This window comes from Ruegeria sp. HKCCD7181 (assembly GCF_057221055.1).
In genome coordinates this window covers 20,866-39,469 of record NZ_JBWVBC010000002.1, presented here as the reverse complement: position 1 = coordinate 39,469, position 18,604 = coordinate 20,866, and the positions used below count along the sequence as shown (strand labels likewise).

Here is an 18,604-nt window from a genome sequence, read left to right as displayed (position 1 = left end):
GGCGACCCAAAAGCACAATCAAGGCCTTAGCCTTGTCCCACCTTTGCCACAGTGTCGCCCCTTTGAAAAGTCCAAAAATGCGAACAGTCATTAAAATTATGCGGAACAATTGCGTTACTGCTGCCAATTTGGCGGTCTTTTTTCGATAAATGCGGAAATACCTTCTTCGGTTTCCCGGTACAGCATATTCTGCGCCATTACGTCCGCAGTATAGGCGTAAGCTTGGTCTAGCGGCATCTGAAGCTGCTGATAAAACGCTTGTTTTCCAATCTTAACGGCTGAGCCCAGTTTCCGGGATAATTGCTCGGCCAGTGCAATTGTTTCCTGTTCCAGCAACGTTTCAGGCACCACTCGATTGACCAAACCCAGTTCAGCCGCGCGTTCCGCGGAAATGAAGTCGCCTGTGGTCAGCATCTCGAATGCGTGTTTGCGCGGGATATTGCGGCTGAGCGCTACCATTGGAGTCGAACAAAACAGCCCGATATTCACTCCGTTCACGCCAAACCGGGTTCCTTCGGCGGCTACAGCCAGATCGCAGGTCGCTACCAATTGGCAACCTGCAGCGGTCGCAATGCCGTGGGTTTGCGCAATGACAGGTTGGGGCAGGGCCTGAACGGACATCATCATTTTCGCGCAACGTGCGAACAAGTCTTCGAAATATGCCTTTCCACCGTCTTCGGCCTGACGGCCTTGAGTCATCTGTTTCAGGTCGTGCCCGGCACAGAACGCCTTGCCTTCGCCGGATAGCACCACCACTCGAATCGTGTGATCCACTTTCAAGGCATCCAGTTCAACTTGAAGGGCGGCCAGCATCTCATCGCTCAACGCGTTCAACCGATCCGGTGCGTTCATCTTTAAATGAGCAATTGCACCTGTGTCGTTACGTTCCAGAATTGCCATCTTGCCCTCCTGCTGGCTGTCGGCCAACTGTAGGGCGGCTAGGCACGGAGGGAAAGCATGTCATTGGCGCTGAACAAAGAAGAATTGACCGCGTACCTGGCTCAGGTTTTTCCGCAGGTTCACAGTGATTTCGTTGTGGAGGATCTGACCGAGTCATCCATCACGATGCGCCTTGTTGTCGAAGACCGCCATTTACGCCCCGGTGGCACGGTGTCCGGGCCGTCTATGTTCGGGCTGGCGGATGTCAGTGTTTACGCGATGATCCTGGCGCGTAAAGGGCGACAATCATTGGCCGTAACGACCAGCAGTTCGATGGATTTTCTGCGAAAACCAAATGGGTCGGCTGATATGATTGCGGAGTGCCGACTGCTAAAGCTCGGGCGGAGTCTGGCAGTTGGGGACGTGCTGATGTTCTCGGAAGGCTCGGACCAACCCGTTGCGCGAGCAAGCCTGACCTATTCAATCCCGCCTGAAGGCTCGGCGGCGGCAGCGTTCGGATAAAAAAGGCCGGGGTAAACCCCGGCCCAGGAAGAGGTCCCAATAATTGGGACTGGGGATAGTTAGTTCATCCAAAAATAGCGTTTGGATTCATTTCGCGCCTGATAGCTGGTCAAACCAACGTCGCGAAGAAGTCTGTCATCCAGGCGACCGAGATTAACACGGCTGCGACGACGTTGTTCCCATTTCGTGACCGACGCCGCAAACCGCACGGCCAGCGCGGCGATCAGCGGCAGCCGTTGACTGTCGTTCAGCAGCAAAAGGGCGGGGTTGTGCATTGCGCGTGTCATTTGGGTATCCTTTCAAAATTGTATTGACACAAAGTATAAATGCTCGGTACATGTGTTTGATACATTCAGGATTGTGTCAAAATCAAAGGAAGAATTGTAATGGATACAATTTGGCCCGAAGCGCTCCCTAAGGCAAAGGGGCCAAAGTATACACTGGTTGCAGATACGATCCGAAAAGCGATAGAAAACAAAACGCTGGAGGTTGGAACAAAGCTGCCTCCGGTGCGGGAGCTTGCCTACAGGTTACAAATCACACCTGGTACAGTCGCACGGGCCTATACCATCCTGACAGACGAGGGATTGCTACAAGCTGAGGTCGGGCGTGGTACATTCGTGGCTCCCCCGAGATCTCCTATTCTGGACGACGTCTGGTCGCGGCAATTGCATCTGCGGGATGACAAATATGACGCCAATGTCAGCCTGTTCAGCCCGCGCTTGCCGGATGTCGGACAGGTCACCTTGATCCGGGAATGTTTGGCCAAAATCGCCCAGGGTGATCCGCGAATGTTCATGAATTACCCTACGCGAGACGCTTATCAACCAGTTCGGCAGACCGTGGTCGAATGGTTGGCAGACTTGCCGCTCGGTGCATTGAATGCCGACGACATTGTGTTGACACATGGCGGTCAAAGCGGCCTGTGTGTGGTATTCCAAACAGTTCTGAAAGGGCCGAAACCAGTTGTTCTGGTCGAGGACCTATCTTATGCCGGGTTCCGACGGGCCGGTGAATTGATGCGCGCCGAAGTGGTGGGTGTGAAACTGGATAAATGGGGCATAAACCCAGATGCGCTGGACCATGTTTTGCGTCACACACAAGCTCAGGCCATATGCGTGTCTCCTGAGGTGCAGAACCCTACGGGTAGTCATTCTCCGCTGGAGAGACGTAAAGAGGTGATCGAGATCGCGCGCCGATACGATCTGCAAATCATTGAAGACGACTGCTATCGCATGGGGGAAGCGCGTGCGCCCAGTTATCGGGCACTGGCACCGGAACGCGGTTGGCATGTGTCTTCTATCTCCAAAACACTTACACCGGCTTTGCGCGTCGGTTTTGCGATTGCACCGAAGGAACGGAGCGGCGATTTGCGTAGGTCTGCCGAGTACGGGTATTTTGGTCTGGCGCAACCGTTGGCGGAATTGACCCGATTGCTGCTCAGCGATCCTCGGGCACGACAACTGGCAAAAGACGTACGCGTGAAGATGGGCGAATATGTCCGGGTGGCGGTGAATGCACTTGGCGGGTTTGACCTGAACTGGGATGCAGAGATCCCTTTTGTCTGGCTAAACCTGCCGTCTGGCTGGCGTTCTGCTGCTTTCAGTCGCGCTGCAGAGCGTGAGGGGATTCAAATACGGTCAGCTGACGAGTTCGCGCTTCGGGACGGGCGGGCACCGAATGCCGTCCGCATCGCTGTGAACGGGCACGTTACATTGGACCAATTCGAGGACGCGATGCTGCGGCTGCGCGCATTGCTGGATAACCCGCCAGAGCAGATTAGCGTTTGATGCTTCACCCCAATGGGGCAGGGTCACCAAAAAAGCCAGCCAGATGGGCGATCTTGCCGCTCGCGTCGAGCCGAACAAAGTCATGGCCGGCTACAAAAACGGAACCGTCTGGACCGACCATGTGCCAAGTGAAGTGAATCACATCGTGGTGGCTGGTTGGTTTGCTGGTAATCTCAATACGCCCATCTGAGTTTTTGAGGATTTTGCCAATATGTGCAGACAGTTCCTCGCGTCCATTGACGTCCGCGGTTGGGTCGACATAACGGCCGTTTTCTGCAAAGCAAAATGTCAGCAGATCGAGCCGTTTGTTTGCATCGGATTCTTGCCATGCGGCTCCGTAGTCGCTGATTGTTTGGTGTAAATCTTGCATGGCGGCGCTCCGTAACTGACTTAAAGAATAGTGTGATTATAGCAATCGAGTAGATTTGAGGCTCAGGTTTGGGCGTGCGCAATGGGGTAAAATAATACCTATTTTGTAAGATATTGAAAACACTAATATAAATAAGGATTGATGTCCTTGACGTGCATTTCGACTGCCTCTAAATACCCATCCATCGAATTCGGACCGCACCGGCTTGGGGCGGTCTTTCACATCAAACAGGACTATCCTGCCATGAAAACCTTTTCTGCAACACCTGCAGACATCGACAAGAAATGGATCCTGATCGACGCCGAGGGCGTTGTTCTGGGCCGTCTTGCCTCGATCGTCGCCATGCGCCTGCGTGGCAAGCACAAAGCGTCGTTCACCCCGAACATGGACATGGGCGACAATGTCATCGTGATCAACGCTGACAAAATCCAGATGACCGGCAAGAAGCGCGAAGAGAACTTCTACTGGCACACTGGCCACCCGGGCGGCATCAAGTCGCGCACCAAGCAGCAGATCCTCGAGGGTAAACACCCCGAGCGCGTCGTGACCCAAGCGGTCAAGCGCATGCTGCCTGGCAACCGCCTGTCGCGTCAGGTTATGACCAACCTGCGCGTTTATGCCGGTGCCGAGCACCCGCATGAAGCCCAGTCGCCCGAAGTTCTGGACGTTAAGTCCATGAACAAGAAAAACACCCGGAGCTAATGACCGATGGCTGATCAGATCAATACTCTCGAAGAGCTGAGCGCCGTCGCAGGCGTTGAAACCGTGGCCGAAGAAGTCATCGTGCGTGAACCCGTACGTGACGAGCTGGGCCGCTCCTACGCCACCGGCAAGCGTAAAGACGCTGTTGCCCGCGTGTGGATCAAGCCGGGTTCCGGCAAGGTCACCGTGAACGGCAAAGATCAGGACGTGTATTTCGCACGCCCCGTTCTGCAGCTGATCCTGCGCCAGCCGTTCCAAGTTGCTGGTGTTGAAGGTGAGTTCGACGTTGTAGCAACTGTCAAAGGCGGTGGCCTGACCGGTCAAGCCGGTGCAGTCAAGCACGGCATCTCGAAGGCGCTGCAGCTGTACGATCCGTCGCTGCGTGGCGCGCTGAAAGCTGCTGGCTTCCTGACCCGCGACAGCCGCGTTGTGGAACGTAAGAAATACGGTAAGCGCAAAGCGCGTCGTTCGTTCCAGTTCTCGAAGCGTTAATCGCTGCGGACTACAAAATTTCAAAGGGCTCGCATGTGCGAGCCCTTTTTTATTGGCTGTTTCACAAGTTTATTCTTCGTAGACCAGCTTCCAGCTGCCGTTCTCGACCACATTGACATAAACCGAGTCTGCGCCCTGATGGTCGTCCGGACCAAAGGTCATGTGGTTGCCAACCAGTTCATCCTGATAGTCCAGAGTCTCCATGGCGGCGATAAAGCTTTCGTGCGTTAAGTCAGGGCCAGCGGCTTCCAAAGCTTTGACCATCATCTCGGCAGCGGAATAGCCAAGCATCGCAAAGCCGACAGGGTCCTCACCAGTCGCGGCTTTGTACTCTTTGATAAAGGCAGCGGGAACTGGCTCGTCTGCGCGGGCCCATAGATCCTGCCAGGATGCGGCTGCATAAAACCCGTCTGTCACACCTCCGGGCACTTTCGCCACAACTGTCAGGAAGCTGGCTGCAGTGCCGAGAAACTTCATATCTTCAAGCCCCATCTTTTTGGCTGTGCCCACAATCGTAATTGCTTGACGTACACCAAGCGCAATTGTGACGATGTCACAACCTTCTTCCTTCAATTTGCTAAGTGAACCAACGAAGTCGGTTTCATCAGGTTTATGAGTGGTTTCGGCGGCGAAGCTAATTCCTGCTTCTTCGGCACCGGCTTTGCTGCCCTCCAAAATCTCTTCCCCAAAATCGGTTGGCAGATACATGGTGCAGACGGATTGCGACCCGAACTGCTCGGCCAGATATTTCACACCCACCCGGCTTTGGTCATAATAGGACGAAAATGAAGTGAACTTGTTGTTCATCGGTTCTTGCAGCATTTGGCGCGCGGCGGTCAAAGGGGCGACGTTGGGAATGCCCTTGGGATCCAGCAACTTGAATCCGGCCAGGTTCATCGGCGTACCCAGCGACTGCAGCATTGCGAATACCTTGTCTCGATTCAGCAGCTTGTTGTAGCCCTGCATCGCGCGTGGCATTTGATAGCCGTTATCCTCGACCACGTAACGGATCGTACGACCATGCACGCCACCGTTTGCATTGACCCGGTCGAAGACCACGTTAGCGCCCTTGGTCGCGGGAACGCCAACAGCTGCGAAAATCCCACTAAGGTCATTGACCGAACCAATGACAATTTCATCGTCGGTCACGCCCTGTGTTTCAGCCCATCCCGACGATGCTAAAACGGTTAAGGTGGTTGCGGCGACCAGTCCACTTACAAATTCCTTCATATCTCTCCTCCCTGTGGGCCAAGCCCTGTCTCATGGTACATATCTTCGATTAAATGTGCGTGTTTCTTTTCCACCAGGTTACGTTTCAGTTTCATGGTCGCCGTCAGCTCGTCATCATCGGCTGTCAGCAAAACGTTGATCAAACGGAAATCCTTGATCTGTTCCACTCGCGCAAAGTCCTTGTTTATGGAAACAATTTCGGCGTGGATCAGATCTTTGACCTCAGACGCAGAACAAAGAGACGTGAAATCCGAAAAGGGGATCTTTTGTTCCTGCGCAAATTTCTCCACGTTTTCCTGGTCGATCATGATCAGGGCTGTCAGGAACTTACGCTGATCCCCGATGACAACCGCATCCGAGATATAGGGGCTGAACTTCATTCGGCTTTCGATCTCAGCAGGGGTGACGTTCTTGCCACCGGCGGTGATGATGATGTCCTTAAGACGTCCGGTGATAGTGACGAAGCCTTCTTCATCAATGCGCCCCATGTCGCCGGTGCACAACCATCCGTCAGCCGTAAAGGTTTCAGCCGTTTTCGCGTTGTTGTGCCAATAGCCCTGAAAGACATTCAGACCTTTGATCTGAATTTCTCCTTCGTCCGAAATCCGCAGGTCATTGCCCGGAACGGGTAGTCCGATCGTTCCAATTCTGTTCGCGTCAGGCGTGTTGAGCGATGCGATACCCGAGGTTTCGGTCATCCCGAACCCCTCGACCAGCGGCACGCCGATAGCCCAATACCATTTCAGCAACTCAGGTGAGATCGGAGCAGCTCCAGAGCCGCCGCGCCGCAACTTGTCCAAACCCAGCATTCGCCGCAGATTGCGCAGAACCAGCCGATCCCATAACCAGAACCGAGCTGCAAGGATTGGTGGAACGGTTTTGCCGCTTAGAATGTAGTCCGCCCGTTCCATCCCCGCTGCGAGGGCCCTGGCAAAGGCTATTCGCCCCGTCGTCGTGGCCTCTTTCTCCATGAAATGTACATGCGAATAAATCTTCTCCCAGACGCGTGGAACGGCAGTAAAGGTATCGGGCGAGACCTCTTGCAGATTGGCAAAGACCGTTTCGGGGCTTTCGGCAAAGTTGACGGTGCATTTCGAGGCGAGCGGGAAATAGACCGAAACGTCGCGTTCAAGAATGTGGCAAAGCGGCAGGAAACACAGCTGCTCATCCGACTCGAAGCCGGGCAACGAATGCGCGCCGGATTCGATGGCCGCCATGATGTTTTCGTTGCTCAGCATCGCACCCTTAGGCTTTCCGGTCGTTCCGGAGGTATAAACCAGAAGGGCGGTGTCCTGCGGAGTTGTCAGGGAAATTTCCGCTTCAAACGTGCCGGGTTCTTCAGCCTCTGCCTGTTGGCCAAGGGCGTAGAGGTCGTCGATCATCATGCAGCGCGGATGATTGAGGTTATGCAGGCCTTCGTCTTCGAGAATGATGACCTTCAGCAGATCCGGCAACGCGTGTTCAACGGCCAGGAATTTGTCCAGCTGCTCTTCATCTTCGACAATCAGAAATCGGCTGCCGCTGTCGGTGACGATATATTGGACCTGACTGGCCGCATCGGTGGTGTAGATGCCGGACGCGATGCCGCCGACACCCTGAATGCCCATGTCGAACCAAGCCCATTCCTTGCGGTCTTCGGACAGGATCGAGACGACCTCTCCGCGCTTTAAGCCTAACTTGCGCAAGGCAAGACCAATCCACTTAGCGCGTTGCCAGTAGTCGGTCCAGGAACAGGATTTCCATATCCCCAGATCTTTTTCCCGATGAGCTGTACGGGCGCCCAATTCAGCACACCGTTTCTGAAACAGCTCGCTGATTGTTATGCAGCCGTCGACGCGCAATGGTCGTTGGCCGGGCGTGGCATTGAACCGGACGCCGTTAATCGTGACTTGCGGGGGCAGGGGGCTGGCGTCCATCCGGTCTACCTCCACGTCTTCTTCCGCTTCCAGCGGCGGTTTTCACGGCTGCCTTCTTCCTGGACGCCGAGGTAGAAACTTCGGATGTCTTCAGCCTGCATCAGCATATCCGCCGCGCCGTCCATCACGATACGACCAACCTCCATGACATAGCCATGATCAGCTAGCTCCAACGCCGCATTGGCGTTTTGCTCGACCAGCAACATTGTCATGTTCTGCTCGTCATTCAGCCGTTTTAGAATGCCGAAAATCTCCTGCACAAGTAGCGGAGACAGGCCCAGCGACGGCTCATCCAGCAGCATGATTTTAGGATTGGCCATCAGGCCGCGCCCGATTGCAAGCATCTGCTGCTGTCCACCTGACAGGGTTCCAGCCTCTTGATCGCGACGGTCTTTCAATGCCGGGAAGTATGTAAAGACCAGATCGCGATCCTGTTCTACCTGCGCTTTGTTCGACAGGGTATAAGCCCCGAGGCTGAGATTTTCGTCGACCGTCAGCAGTGGGAAAACCTCCCGGCCTTCGGGAACATGCACGATACCGCTTTTCACGATCTTGTGCGGCTCTGCCCCCTGAATGTCGCGACCCTTGAACGTGATGCTTCCTTTTTCAGGGTCCATCACGCCGGACACTGTTTTCATCAATGTTGTCTTACCGGCCCCATTTGCCCCAAGTATTGATACGATCTGACCCTGATGTACATCCAGCGAAACTCCGCGAATGGCCATGATCGGGCCATAGAAGCTTTCGATGTTGCGGATTTTCAGGATGGGTTCGCTCATGAGGCTTTCCCCAGATACGCCTCGACCACGGCGGGGTGTGACTGGACCTCTGCGGGGGGTCCAAGTGCCAGCATCGCCCCATCGGCCATGGCCAGAACCCGGTCGGACACGGCCGAAACAAGCCCCATGTCATGTTCGACCATCAGAACTGTGATTCCGATCTGCCGCCGGATATCTTCGATCCACCAGCGCAGATCCGTAGTTTCTTCGACTGAAAGGCCCGAGGCCGGTTCGTCCAGCAGCAACAGCTTGGGTTCTGTCGCCAGCGCGCGAGCCACTTCGACCACTTTGCGCACCCCGTAGGGCAATCCCGAGATCATCTTGTCCCGAAACGCCTGCAGATCAAGAAAGTCTATTATTTCTTCGACCTTTTCACGGTTCTCAAGCTCCTGCCGACGTGCGGATGGCGTGAACAAGATGTTTGAGAGCAGGTTGGTGTTGCGATGCCGATGGCGCCCGACCAACAGGTTTTGCAGCACGGATGCGTGTTCGAACAGTTCTATGTTCTGAAATGTCCGTGCAACACCATAGGCTGCGACGCCAGAAGGTTTGACTTGCAGCAGATTATGACCGTCGAATGTTATAGAACCTGCGTTGGGTTCGTAAAACCGTGAGATCAGATTGAAAACAGTGGATTTACCCGCACCGTTGGGTCCGACGATAGCGAAGACTTCGCCCTGATCGACCGCAAATGACAAGTCGTTCACCGCAGTCAGCCCGCCGAATTTGAGTGTAACACTCTCGAATTCCAGCAAGCTCATCTCAGACGCTCCGTCTTGAGGTAGCTCTTTTGCCGTTTGAACATATCCTTCCGGTAAAATGGGAACAGCTCGAACCAGGTGCGGATCTTCAGCCATCTGCCATACATGCCCATGGGTTCGAACAGGATAAAGGCGATCAGGATCATGCCGAATACGCCGAATTCCAGCCCCGGTATGGCAACCGTGTTGCCTCCGAACAAGGCACCGACATATTCCTTAGCGATCGACAGAAACTGCGGCAGGAACCCAATCACAATGGCACCCAGGAAGGCGCCGTGGATCGATCCCAGACCGCCGATGACGACCATCATCAGCAACTGAATGGAAATCAGAACACTGAACGTCTCATTATTGAATGCCCCTGCATAAAGCCCCATCAACGCACCAGCCCAGCCAGTGACGGTGCAGGACAGGGCGAACGAGACTGCTTTGGTGCGGGCAATATCCACACCTATAGCCTGCGCTGAAACCTCAGAGTCTCGCACTGCGATAAAGCTGCGCCCCAGCGGAGTTCTGAGCAGATTGATATAGCCCAGCGTGACCAGAACAGCGACACTCAACACCAGCCAGAAAAACTGATCAGGGGTAGCCCAACGGTCAACTATAACCCCAAAAATCTCTACACCACCCAGATATTTACCGGCGACTCCTCCGGTAACGGGTTCGGCCAACACAATGATGTCATCCATCAGTATCGACAGCGCAAGGGTGAATATGGCGAGGTATATTCCATGCAATCGCAGGGCGGGGATTGCGACAGTAACGCCCGCGATGCCGGTCAAAATACCCGCGGCTGGAAAGGCGATCAAAAAGGGTACACCTGCCTCGATCAGAACAACATTGGCGTAACACCCAAAGGCCAGAAAAGCTGCGTGACCCAGGCTGACCTGACCGGTGTGACCGGTCAGGATCATCAGGCCAAGGCCAGCTATGGCCCAGATCAGAACGTTGGTCAGTTCTCCTAGATAGAAGGCGTCCAGCCACCATGGGGCCACTGCTACCACGGCCAGCAGGATCAGATAGAGGCTTAGCTGATACCCGTCTTTCCACGGCCGGATATCCTGCATGTAGTCGGTTTTGAATACGATCCGCATGCAACTAGACCTTTTTGACCCTAACCTGACTGAACAGCCCGTTCGGGCGGAATATCAACACGGCCAGCAGAAGGGCGTAGGGTGCGATCTGGCTGTACCCGGCAGCGATGTATCGGCTGGCAAACGGTTCAATCACGCCGACAATCAGACCTCCGGCCAAGGCACCCGGCAGGCTGCCAAAGCCGCCGATTACTGCCGCCGCAAAGGCTTTTATGCCAAGCAGGCCCGTTGTGGGATCCACCGAACCTTTGGCTGCGAACAATATACCCGCAATTCCCGCAACAACTCCTGCCAGGGCCCAGATGAAACCCTGAACCTGTTTGACCGGAATGCCCATGTAGTAGGCCGCCAATTGGTTCTGGGATGCGCCTTGCATGGCCAGCCCCAATTTGGTCTTGCTGAAAAACAGGTAAAGAGCCCAAGTCAGCAGCACAGTAACGACAATGACGGCGACATCCTCCAGCCCCAGTACCAGCCCACCGAACCGGATATCTTTCCCGGCCAAAGGGTTCTGCAAGGTCTGAGGTTCATGCCCCCAGATCAACCCAGCAACAAAGCGGATTACAAACCCCATGGCGATTGTCAGGATAACAACTGCTGTCTGGCTTTCACCGAACAGGCGGCGGATGATCAGACGGTCGACCAGATAGCCAAACGCCCCCATGATCCCTAGTGAAATTGGCAGAGCCAGCCAAAAGGGCAGGCCCATATATTCAGTGTTTGTCAGGCCGATGGTGACAAAGGCGCCCAGCATCATAAAATCGCCCTGAGCGAAATTCACAGCCTCGGTCGCCTTGTAAATCAGCACAAAGCCAAGCGCGATCAGACCATAGACGCATCCATTGGCCAGACCGCTGATCAGCAGTTGCGCGTTGTCCAAACTCTCCCTCCTTGTGCCGGTATGTCCGGCGTCGTTTTTGCCCCGGTCTCCTGTGAACGCCGGGGCGCGGTTCTACTATGGCGTGATAATCACCTTTCCGTCACTCTTTTTCAGCGCGAGAGCGAGATTTGGCACCACCTCCCGCAGAGAAAGCCGTTCTGATACATCGGTTTTCCAACGACCGTCAGCGAAGCGAGCCTGTACTTCGGTCACCACCCGCATTTGATCCGCAGGCGGTGTGGACATCATCCATTTGGTCAGCCAGAACCCTTCGATCCGCTTATCCATAAAGATCAACTGCCCCATCTGGGTCAGGCGCGGCAACTCAGAACTCAGTTTGCCATAGCAGATCCACCTTGCACCGTTGGGCATCGCGCAAAACAGTTGTTCCGAGAGCTGGTCCGCAACCGCGTCCAGGAATACACGAGGTTTCAAGGTGGCAGAGATATCCGCGAATTTCTGCGCAACATCCGGCTGTGTCGTATCGAGAGTCTGTGCGGCTCCAATTTCCCTGAGCGCGTCAACGGCTTCGGTCCGCCGTACCAACGCGATTGGCTTCAATCCCAGATCGCGCCCCAGGCTACACATCAGTTTGCCCAACTGGCTGGCTGCGGCTGAGACAACAAAAGCGTTACCGTCGCCGCGAGCGATGTCGACCATCGCCATGGCCGTCAGAGGATTGACGATCTGGGCAGCCCCGTCGTCATCCGAGATGTCGGTTCGCAAGGGGATACACATCTGCGCCTGCGTCAATGCGAATTCCGCCCAAGCCCCCGAGCCCGCAGCCACAAAGGCGACACGCTGGCCATGTAGTGTTTCGGCCCCTTTGCCGGTTGCGACGACATCGCCGCATCCCTCGAACCCGGCGGGGGAACCCTTAACGCGGGGCTGGCCGTATTCGCCCTTGATGAAATGAATGTCCGAGGGGTTCACGGATGCCGTGCGCAACCGGATCAATACCTGCCCGGGTCCGGGCGAGGGCACGGACAATTCGGTTGATTCCAGCCAGTCATCGGCAGCATCAAGCGTCGGCTCCGTGGCAGTGCCTGAAAAACCATCGTATTTCTGAACGACGGCAAACATCGAGGATGGGAGGTCAGGCATTCAGCATTCCTTGCTTTGGATCGGATCAGTCGCCAGCGGCTCCTCTGAAGGCCATGGAAATGGCGAGAGGACGGAAGCCAGAGATTTGCGACGTGGATTAAATTCAAGCCAATCAAATGGTCTGTCCGGCGTCAATCACGCGCCGAACTGACCTGACGGAACAGGCCGACCACAGGGGTCGGCCCGTCCTTTTTTATTGCTGTGTCAACAAAGTTTGCAGTTTCTGAATTTCTGCAGTGATTGTCTCTGGTGAGGCTTTGATCTTGTCTAGAATCGCTACGGCCTGGGTTTTTACCTCTTGCGTCAGAGTGCTGTCCTGAACCGATGCAACCATGGCGTCGTAATCGAATTGCTGGGCTGTCAGCATGCCCTCTTGCAGCCACGAGTTGAACAAGTCCTGACCCTGTGCCGTAAGAGCAGCGACTTGCTCTCCGGCCTCGGCGGCGGCGTCGTTGGCCTGGTCAGTCAGTGAAGAAGCGGCTTCGGCGGCTTGTTCGGTAACCGCATTTGCGGCATCACTTGCAGCCTCCTGCACGGCCGATGCGGCCTCGCTGGCGGCTTCAGTTGCGTCCTGTGCAGCGGATTGCAGTTGTTCAGCCGGTGTAGGGTCGGGTTGGGTCATATAGTAATACGCACCGGCGCCAATGCCGGCGATGATGATGATAAGTAATAAACGCGACATATGAGTCTCCTTAGAACGATGTATCGCCCAGATGGGGTAAAACTACCTGATCGCAAAGGGGAAAACCGGGGCAATCTTTTCAGAATCCGGGTTTGGGCCACAGTGCGCTGATTGAGTGGGAACGTACAGGCAAATTCACGCCGTTGGTGTCTGTTAGGGGGCTATCAGAATTGCATAAAGCTCTAATCAGGAAATCTTTTGGGGCAGAATGGCAGGGATTTAGACGCTGAGTGGAATTGCACCCACAACTGTTCTCCAGCCCGTTCCGACGCCTGTGCGAAGTGTTGCGGTTTCCAAAACAGAGGTTTCGTGAGGCAAAAAAGGGAAAATTCGGAATGGTTGGCCGGATGGGTTGCTATACAAAGTGTCAGATCGGGTAGGGGGATGATCTTCCGTTTTGCCGTTAGCAAGAGTGCTCTGAAGTGCAGGAGTTTCCGGGAAGATTTGGTGGAATGCTTTCCCTATCTGTTCACTGCGTGGAGGTCAGGTTTACTGCTGAGTTTTGCTTTGAAGCTCATCCGCAGGATTTTTTGTACTGAGCCAGCCTACGAAGGTATCAGTCGCTGCTCCTGCACGTGTGCTGCTTGGAAATGCAATCGTATACCAAACGCATTCGATCATCCGGAGATCGAATTTTACCAGTGCTCCTGACTCTAGGGCCTTGGCACACAATATCTCGTCCGCGAGCACCAATCCCTCACCGTCAACAGCCGCGTCGATCGCAAGGGATAGATCGGAATAGACTCGCCCGTCCTGCCAGCGCTGGGACGCGGGCTCGTACGTGGAAAACCACTGATGCCAGATTTCACGCCCGTTGTCGTGAACAAGCGGCACTTTGTTCCAATCGCAGGTCCCGTCCGCCAGTAGTTGGTCGCGCAAGCTCGGGGTGCAAGCAGGAAAGCCGTTGATCGGAAACAGGCGTTGTTGGCGGCCTTCTCCGGCGGTCTGGCGTGTTTCGAAGTGGACCACCATGTCGGCATGGCCTTCACCCAGTTGTGGCGGCTGCCAAGCCGGTCGCAGGTCGATGTCGATCTTGGGATATTCTTGACAGAACTCCGTGATCTTTTTGCGCAGCCAGAGCGAGGCAAGCGCCGGTTCCGCGCTTACCACCAGCGTACCGCTTTGTGTCATGCGAAGCATGCCGTCGCAGGCATCGTTCAACACCTGCAACCCGTTGGACACCTGCGGCAGCAGCGCGCGGCCGTCGTCGCTTAACTCGACCCGATTGCCCAGACGGTGGAACAGGTCCGTGCCCAACCACTGTTCCAGAGTCTTGATATGCTGACTGATTACGCTGTGGCTGACGTTCAGCTCCGCCGCCGCCTTAGCGAAACTGTTGTGGCGGGCAGCGGCCTCGAAGGCGCGTAGGGCGTTCAGGTGGCGGAGTGATCCAAGCATGCAACGTACCGTAGGAAAAACCGACGCTGAGGGCAAGTTTAACCCGTTTTTCGATTTCCGAACCTGCCGTTACCTTTTTGGAACCAACGTAATACGAGACGAAGACGGAGAGCCGCATGGCCGTACAGCACATAAAACCGGACGCCGAACTTTCGCTTCGGGTGGCGGATCTTCACAAATCTTATGGCGCGCTAGAAGTGCTGAAAGGCGTTTCGATGGAGGCGGGCGAGGGCGATGTCATTTCTATGCTGGGCTCCTCAGGTTCGGGCAAGAGCACCTTCCTGCGATGCATCAACCTTTTGGAGACTCCCAACGCCGGCACGATCACCGTGCATGGCGAGGACATCAGGATGAGTTCGGACCGCCACGGCGTGTTCAAGCCCACCGATGCCAAACAGGTCGAACGCATCCGTGCGCGGCTGGCCATGGTGTTTCAATCCTTCAATCTGTGGTCCCACATGACAATTCTGGAGAATGTCATTGCCGGTCCCATCCATGTGCTGAAACAGCCCCGAACCGAGGCAATCGAAAAGGCCGAGGCCATGTTGCAGCGCGTCGGCATGTACGAACGCCGTGACCACTACCCTTCGCACATTTCGGGTGGCCAACAGCAGCGCGCCGCAATCGCCCGCGCCCTGGCAATGGAGCCGGAAGTGATGTTGTTTGACGAGCCCACTTCAGCGCTGGACCCGGAATTGGTGGGAGAAGTTCTGAAGGTGATCCGCTCGCTGGCCGAAGAAGGCCGCACCATGGTCGTGGTCACGCATGAGATGGGATTTGCCCGCGACGTGTCGAACAAGGTCATCTTCCTGCACCAGGGATTGATCGAGGAACAGGGCAAGCCCACGCAAATGTTCAGCAATCCGCATTCGGCACGGTTCAAGGACTTCCTGTCGAACACCCGGCATTGAACAGGCCGGCCCCCACTGACCCGCAACAGAAACAACAGGGAATATTCACATGACCTTCAAGAAGACCCTTCTTGCCTCCGCCGCCGCGATGACACTGATGGGCGGCCAGGCCGTTCTGGCCGAGGCCCTGCGCGTTGGCGTCGAAGGCGCCTATGCGCCCTTTTCCAAGAAAGAAGCCGACGGCAGCCTGTCCGGCTTCGACATCGACATGGCCAATGCGCTTTGCGAAAAGCTGGAGCGCGAATGCGTGCTGGTGGAACAGGAATGGGACGGTATGATCCCGGCGCTGATCGCCAACAAGTACGATGCCATTGTCGCCTCGATGTCGATCACCGAGGACCGCAAGAAGAAAGTCAGCTTCTCAGAGAAATACTACCACACCCCGTCACGCTTCATCGCCAAGGAAGGCGTAGCTTTCGAACTGACCCGTGAAGGCACCAAGGGTGTTAAAATCGGCGTTCTTCGCGGCACCACGCTGCAGTGCTATGTGGAGAAACATTTCCCCGAAGCCGACATCAAACTTTACAACACCCAGGAAGACGTTTTTGCCGACCTTACGGCCGGGCGTCTGGACATGCAGCTGAACAATACGCTGGGCGCGCTGGACGGCTTTCTCAATACTCCGCAGGGCGAAGGATTCGCCTTTTACGGCGACGATCTGGATGATCCGGCCTGCCTTGGTGAAGGTGTGGGCATTGCCGTGCGCAAGGGTGATCCGCTGGCGGATGAGCTGAGCAAGGCAATCAAGAAAATTCGCGCCGACGGCACCTACAAAACCATCAATGACAAGTATTTCCCCGTGGACATCTACGGGAACTGATCCCGCAGATGCGCCCTGGCGGCGGGGCCTGTGTTCCGCCGCCGTATCTTCCTTCATCTGAAACATCAACGGACAGGGACCCATGCAGCTGATTTTGGAATACAAGCAGATCCTGCTCGAGGGGGTGGGCATCACCGTCTCCCTTGCGGTCTTGTCCCTGATACTCTCGGTGATCTGCGGATTGGCTGGCGCCTTTGCCAAGCTATCTCACGCGCGTGGCATCCGCCGGATGGGCAATGCCTACACTACCTTTGTGCGTAGCGTGCCGGATCTGGTGCTGATGATGCTGATCTTCTACGGCGGCCAGGTGATGTTGAATGACATTGGCCGTATCACTGGCCTCTGGGGCTATATCGACGTCAACCAGTTCATCGCCGGGGTGCTGACGCTCGGGTTTATCTTTGGCGCCTATATGGCCGAAACTTTCCGCGGCGCGATTCTCGCCATTCCGCGTGGCCAGATCGAAGCCGCCATGTCAACTGGCATGAACCCGTTGCAGATCTTCCGGCTGGTCACCTGGCCGCAAATGGTTCGCTTCGCGCTGCCGAGCTTTACCAACAACTGGCTTGTGTTAATCAAATCCACCGCACTGGTGTCGGTGATCGGGCTACATGACCTGGTCTGGAATGCTTTTGCGGCCGGCCGTTCCACTCACAAGCTGTTCACCTTCATGATTGCCGTGCTGTTCATCTACCTGGTGATCACCGGGATATCCGACCTTCTGTTGCGGTGGGTCGACCGTCGCTACAGCGCCGGTGTGAAAAGGGCCTGACGACATGGAAACCGAACGCACTTTTATCGAGTACCTGCGCCACATCAGCGAGACCGCCATGCCGCTGGACATCGTGCTGATCTACGACAACCTCGGCAAATTCTTTGAGGGTGCGCTGGTAACACTGCAGTTGACCTTCCTGGCACTGCTTTTTGGTGGGCTGATTGCGATCCCTATGGCCATTGCACGGGCTTACCACAAGCCGGTGCTGAACCAATTGATCTGGGGCTACACCTACGCTTTCCGTGGAACGCCTCTGTTGGTGCAAACCTATCTTTTCTATTTTGGTCTCGGTCAGTTTGAGGTGGTTCGCAACTCCTTCCTCTGGGGGCCGGTGCTCAGCGATCCGTGGTGGTGTGTGATGATTGCCTTCACGCTGAACACCGCCGCCTACACAACCGAGTTTCTGAAGGGCGCGATCGAATCCACACCGATAGGCGAAATTGAAGCCTCAAAGGCCTGTGGCATGTCTCCGTTCACCCGGATGCGGCAAGTGGTCCTGCCCAGTGCTTTCCGCCGCGCGCTGCCCGCTTATTCGAACGAGGTGATCTTTACCCTGCATGGGTCGGTCATCGCCAGCACCGTCACCTTGCAAGACCTCTTGGGTGTCGGGCGCTGGCTGAACGGTCGCTACTATCTGGCGTACGAGGGCTTCATCACCGCGATGGTATTCTACATGGGTATTGTCTTCCTGATCTCCATAGCCTTCCGCCTCGCCGAAAAGCGCTACTTGCGCCACCTTCGCCCGCTTGAGACCGCAACAGCCGCACCGGCCCAAGCTTGACCTGTTAGTACAGTGCCGCAACCCTTTCCGCGGGCACTTCCTTCAGAATCCACTTTCGAAAGGTACTCCGATGACACAAACCAGCTCCACCAAACGTGACCTGATCGAGGGCCGTGCCGCGCTGATCGTCATTGATATCCAGAAGTCCAGCTTTGCCCCGATCCCCGACGGTGAACGTTCCATCGCTCATATGCCTGACTATGCAGAGCGTATGGCCCGCACCAAAGTGGTGATAGAAAAAGCGCGCGAGAATGATATTCCCGTGGTCTTCATCCAGGAAATCCACCGGGCCAACCTGATCGATTTCGGGCGCGAACTGGATGGGGATGAGGCCGTGCATTGTCTCGATAGCAATCCTCTGACGGACTTTGCCGAAGAGGAGTTGGGCATGCGCCCGGATGATTACCGCATCTCCAAGCGCCGCTACTCTGCCTTCTACGGCACCGACCTTGAAATCCTGTTGCGCGGCCTGAAGGCGGATACGCTCATCCTAACCGGTGGGCTGACGGATGTCTGCGTGCACTACACCTTTGTGGACGGCCATCAGGGCGATTATTTCTGTCGTGTGGTCGAAGACTGCGTGGCCGGCTCCAGTATCGAAGCTCATGATGCTGCACTGAGAGCAATGGAATACCTACAGCACGGCGCGATCCGGCCGGTTGAGGAAGTACTGGACGCCATGGATCGGGCAGGCGCCTAAAGCCACCCAGCCAAGGAC

At 55.6% G+C, this 18,604-nt stretch carries 21 protein-coding genes; 9 read left to right on the top strand and 12 right to left on the bottom strand.

The window, feature by feature from the left end; genetic code table 11:
• Nucleotides 1-114 precede the first annotated feature (114 nt).
• Nucleotides 115-927, bottom strand: coding sequence for an enoyl-CoA hydratase (locus tag AC2TCY_RS03620; RefSeq protein ID WP_480845560.1), 813 nt, complete (start codon nt 925-927; stop codon nt 115-117).
• A gap of 30 nt (nt 928-957) precedes the next feature.
• On the opposite strand from AC2TCY_RS03620, the gene AC2TCY_RS03615 reads away from it, so the two are divergent.
• Nucleotides 958-1,401 carry a PaaI family thioesterase gene (locus AC2TCY_RS03615; RefSeq protein ID WP_480845559.1) on the top strand — a complete coding sequence of 148 codons (444 nt, stop codon included), beginning with the start codon at nt 958-960 and terminating at the stop codon, nt 1,399-1,401.
• Between the two features lie 59 nt (nt 1,402-1,460).
• On the opposite strand, the gene AC2TCY_RS03610 is transcribed toward AC2TCY_RS03615, so the two are convergent.
• Nucleotides 1,461-1,688, bottom strand: coding sequence for a DUF1127 domain-containing protein (locus AC2TCY_RS03610; RefSeq protein ID WP_480845558.1), 228 nt, complete (start codon nt 1,686-1,688; stop codon nt 1,461-1,463).
• A gap of 99 nt (nt 1,689-1,787) precedes the next feature.
• On the opposite strand from AC2TCY_RS03610, the gene AC2TCY_RS03605 reads away from it, so the two are divergent.
• Nucleotides 1,788-3,191, top strand: coding sequence for an aminotransferase-like domain-containing protein (locus AC2TCY_RS03605; protein ID WP_480845556.1), 1,404 nt, complete (start codon nt 1,788-1,790; stop codon nt 3,189-3,191).
• A 4-nt stretch (nt 3,192-3,195) separates the two neighbouring features.
• On the opposite strand, the gene AC2TCY_RS03600 is transcribed toward AC2TCY_RS03605, so the two are convergent.
• The gene (locus AC2TCY_RS03600; protein ID WP_480845555.1) at nt 3,196-3,561 is read right to left on the bottom strand and encodes a nuclear transport factor 2 family protein; all 366 of its coding nucleotides are present in this window, start codon (nt 3,559-3,561) and stop codon (nt 3,196-3,198) included.
• Nucleotides 3,562-3,804: 243 nt separating this feature from the next.
• Here AC2TCY_RS03600 and rplM point away from each other — a divergent pair, with 243 nt between their 5' ends.
• Nucleotides 3,805-4,263, top strand: a complete 459-nt coding sequence (gene rplM / locus AC2TCY_RS03595; RefSeq protein ID WP_480845553.1) for a 50S ribosomal protein L13 — start codon at nt 3,805-3,807, stop codon at nt 4,261-4,263.
• A gap of 6 nt (nt 4,264-4,269) precedes the next feature.
• Nucleotides 4,270-4,755 (top strand): 30S ribosomal protein S9, encoded by a 486-nt coding sequence (gene rpsI / locus AC2TCY_RS03590; protein WP_480845552.1) that lies wholly within the window; start codon nt 4,270-4,272, stop codon nt 4,753-4,755.
• A 69-nt stretch (nt 4,756-4,824) separates the two neighbouring features.
• Here the strand turns inward: rpsI and AC2TCY_RS03585 are convergent, their stop codons facing one another.
• The 9 genes from AC2TCY_RS03585 to AC2TCY_RS03545 form a co-directional block, all read right to left on the bottom strand.
• Nucleotides 4,825-5,985 carry an ABC transporter substrate-binding protein gene (locus AC2TCY_RS03585; protein WP_480845551.1) on the bottom strand — a complete coding sequence of 387 codons (1,161 nt, stop codon included), beginning with the start codon at nt 5,983-5,985 and terminating at the stop codon, nt 4,825-4,827.
• Entirely contained in the window at nt 5,982-7,901 is a 1,920-nt protein-coding gene (locus AC2TCY_RS03580; RefSeq protein ID WP_480845550.1) for an AMP-dependent synthetase/ligase, read from the bottom strand. The genes AC2TCY_RS03585 and AC2TCY_RS03580 overlap by 4 nt, the downstream gene beginning before the upstream one ends.
• 5 nt (nt 7,902-7,906) lie before the next feature.
• Entirely contained in the window at nt 7,907-8,680 is a 774-nt protein-coding gene (locus AC2TCY_RS03575; protein WP_480845549.1) for an ABC transporter ATP-binding protein, read from the bottom strand.
• Complete coding sequence (locus AC2TCY_RS03570) at nt 8,677-9,441, bottom strand: ABC transporter ATP-binding protein (protein ID WP_480845548.1); 765 nt, start codon at nt 9,439-9,441, stop codon at nt 8,677-8,679. Before AC2TCY_RS03570 ends, AC2TCY_RS03575 begins: the two co-directional genes overlap by 4 nt.
• The gene (locus AC2TCY_RS03565; RefSeq protein WP_480845546.1) at nt 9,438-10,535 is read right to left on the bottom strand and encodes a branched-chain amino acid ABC transporter permease; all 1,098 of its coding nucleotides are present in this window, start codon (nt 10,533-10,535) and stop codon (nt 9,438-9,440) included. The genes AC2TCY_RS03570 and AC2TCY_RS03565 overlap by 4 nt, the downstream gene beginning before the upstream one ends.
• Nucleotides 10,536-10,539: 4 nt before the next feature.
• Entirely contained in the window at nt 10,540-11,415 is an 876-nt protein-coding gene (locus AC2TCY_RS03560) for a branched-chain amino acid ABC transporter permease (protein WP_480845544.1), read from the bottom strand.
• Nucleotides 11,416-11,490: 75 nt separating this feature from the next.
• Entirely contained in the window at nt 11,491-12,519 is a 1,029-nt protein-coding gene (locus AC2TCY_RS03555) for an alcohol dehydrogenase catalytic domain-containing protein (RefSeq protein WP_480845543.1), read from the bottom strand.
• 193 nt (nt 12,520-12,712) lie between these two features.
• On the bottom strand, nt 12,713-13,201 hold the full coding sequence (locus AC2TCY_RS03550; RefSeq protein WP_480845541.1) for a hypothetical protein: 489 nt from the start codon (nt 13,199-13,201) through the stop codon (nt 12,713-12,715).
• A 489-nt stretch (nt 13,202-13,690) separates the two neighbouring features.
• On the bottom strand, nt 13,691-14,599 hold the full coding sequence (locus tag AC2TCY_RS03545) for a LysR family transcriptional regulator (protein WP_480845540.1): 909 nt from the start codon (nt 14,597-14,599) through the stop codon (nt 13,691-13,693).
• A gap of 116 nt (nt 14,600-14,715) precedes the next feature.
• On the opposite strand from AC2TCY_RS03545, the gene AC2TCY_RS03540 reads away from it, so the two are divergent.
• From AC2TCY_RS03540 to AC2TCY_RS03520, 5 genes are all read left to right on the top strand, one after another.
• Complete coding sequence (locus AC2TCY_RS03540; protein WP_480845539.1) at nt 14,716-15,510, top strand: ABC transporter ATP-binding protein; 795 nt, start codon at nt 14,716-14,718, stop codon at nt 15,508-15,510.
• A gap of 49 nt (nt 15,511-15,559) precedes the next feature.
• Nucleotides 15,560-16,330, top strand: coding sequence for a transporter substrate-binding domain-containing protein (locus AC2TCY_RS03535; protein WP_480845537.1), 771 nt, complete (start codon nt 15,560-15,562; stop codon nt 16,328-16,330).
• 82 nt (nt 16,331-16,412) lie between these two features.
• On the top strand, nt 16,413-17,102 hold the full coding sequence (locus AC2TCY_RS03530) for an ABC transporter permease (RefSeq protein WP_480845536.1): 690 nt from the start codon (nt 16,413-16,415) through the stop codon (nt 17,100-17,102).
• Nucleotides 17,103-17,106: 4 nt separating this feature from the next.
• Nucleotides 17,107-17,886, top strand: coding sequence for an ABC transporter permease (locus AC2TCY_RS03525; RefSeq protein WP_480845534.1), 780 nt, complete (start codon nt 17,107-17,109; stop codon nt 17,884-17,886).
• Nucleotides 17,887-17,956: 70 nt separating this feature from the next.
• A complete protein-coding gene (locus AC2TCY_RS03520; RefSeq protein WP_480845533.1) occupies nt 17,957-18,586 on the top strand; it encodes a cysteine hydrolase family protein in 630 nt (209 codons plus the stop codon).
• Nucleotides 18,587-18,604 lie beyond the last annotated feature (18 nt).

Bases quoted from the DNA above. Each gene is read 5' to 3' on its own strand.
- rplM (WP_480845553.1), top strand. From the start codon at position 3,805: ATGAAAACCTTTTCTGCAACACCTGCAGACATCGACAAGAAATGGATC.
- AC2TCY_RS03575 (WP_480845549.1), bottom strand. From the start codon at position 8,680: ATGAGCGAACCCATCCTGAAAATCCGCAACATCGAAAGCTTCTATGGC.
- AC2TCY_RS03525 (WP_480845534.1), top strand. From the start codon at position 17,107: ATGGAAACCGAACGCACTTTTATCGAGTACCTGCGCCACATCAGCGAG.
- AC2TCY_RS03570 (WP_480845548.1), bottom strand. From the start codon at position 9,441: ATGAGCTTGCTGGAATTCGAGAGTGTTACACTCAAATTCGGCGGGCTG.
- AC2TCY_RS03545 (WP_480845540.1), bottom strand. From the start codon at position 14,599: ATGCTTGGATCACTCCGCCACCTGAACGCCCTACGCGCCTTCGAGGCC.
- AC2TCY_RS03520 (WP_480845533.1), top strand. From the start codon at position 17,957: ATGACACAAACCAGCTCCACCAAACGTGACCTGATCGAGGGCCGTGCC.
- AC2TCY_RS03600 (WP_480845555.1), bottom strand. From the start codon at position 3,561: ATGCAAGATTTACACCAAACAATCAGCGACTACGGAGCCGCATGGCAA.
- AC2TCY_RS03580 (WP_480845550.1), bottom strand. From the start codon at position 7,901: ATGGACGCCAGCCCCCTGCCCCCGCAAGTCACGATTAACGGCGTCCGG.
- AC2TCY_RS03610 (WP_480845558.1), bottom strand. From the start codon at position 1,688: ATGACACGCGCAATGCACAACCCCGCCCTTTTGCTGCTGAACGACAGT.
- AC2TCY_RS03535 (WP_480845537.1), top strand. From the start codon at position 15,560: ATGACCTTCAAGAAGACCCTTCTTGCCTCCGCCGCCGCGATGACACTG.
- AC2TCY_RS03530 (WP_480845536.1), top strand. From the start codon at position 16,413: ATGCAGCTGATTTTGGAATACAAGCAGATCCTGCTCGAGGGGGTGGGC.
- AC2TCY_RS03565 (WP_480845546.1), bottom strand. From the start codon at position 10,535: ATGCGGATCGTATTCAAAACCGACTACATGCAGGATATCCGGCCGTGG.
- AC2TCY_RS03615 (WP_480845559.1), top strand. From the start codon at position 958: ATGTCATTGGCGCTGAACAAAGAAGAATTGACCGCGTACCTGGCTCAG.
- AC2TCY_RS03605 (WP_480845556.1), top strand. From the start codon at position 1,788: ATGGATACAATTTGGCCCGAAGCGCTCCCTAAGGCAAAGGGGCCAAAG.
- rpsI (WP_480845552.1), top strand. From the start codon at position 4,270: ATGGCTGATCAGATCAATACTCTCGAAGAGCTGAGCGCCGTCGCAGGC.
- AC2TCY_RS03550 (WP_480845541.1), bottom strand. From the start codon at position 13,201: ATGTCGCGTTTATTACTTATCATCATCATCGCCGGCATTGGCGCCGGT.
- AC2TCY_RS03555 (WP_480845543.1), bottom strand. From the start codon at position 12,519: ATGCCTGACCTCCCATCCTCGATGTTTGCCGTCGTTCAGAAATACGAT.
- AC2TCY_RS03585 (WP_480845551.1), bottom strand. From the start codon at position 5,985: ATGAAGGAATTTGTAAGTGGACTGGTCGCCGCAACCACCTTAACCGTT.
- AC2TCY_RS03540 (WP_480845539.1), top strand. From the start codon at position 14,716: ATGGCCGTACAGCACATAAAACCGGACGCCGAACTTTCGCTTCGGGTG.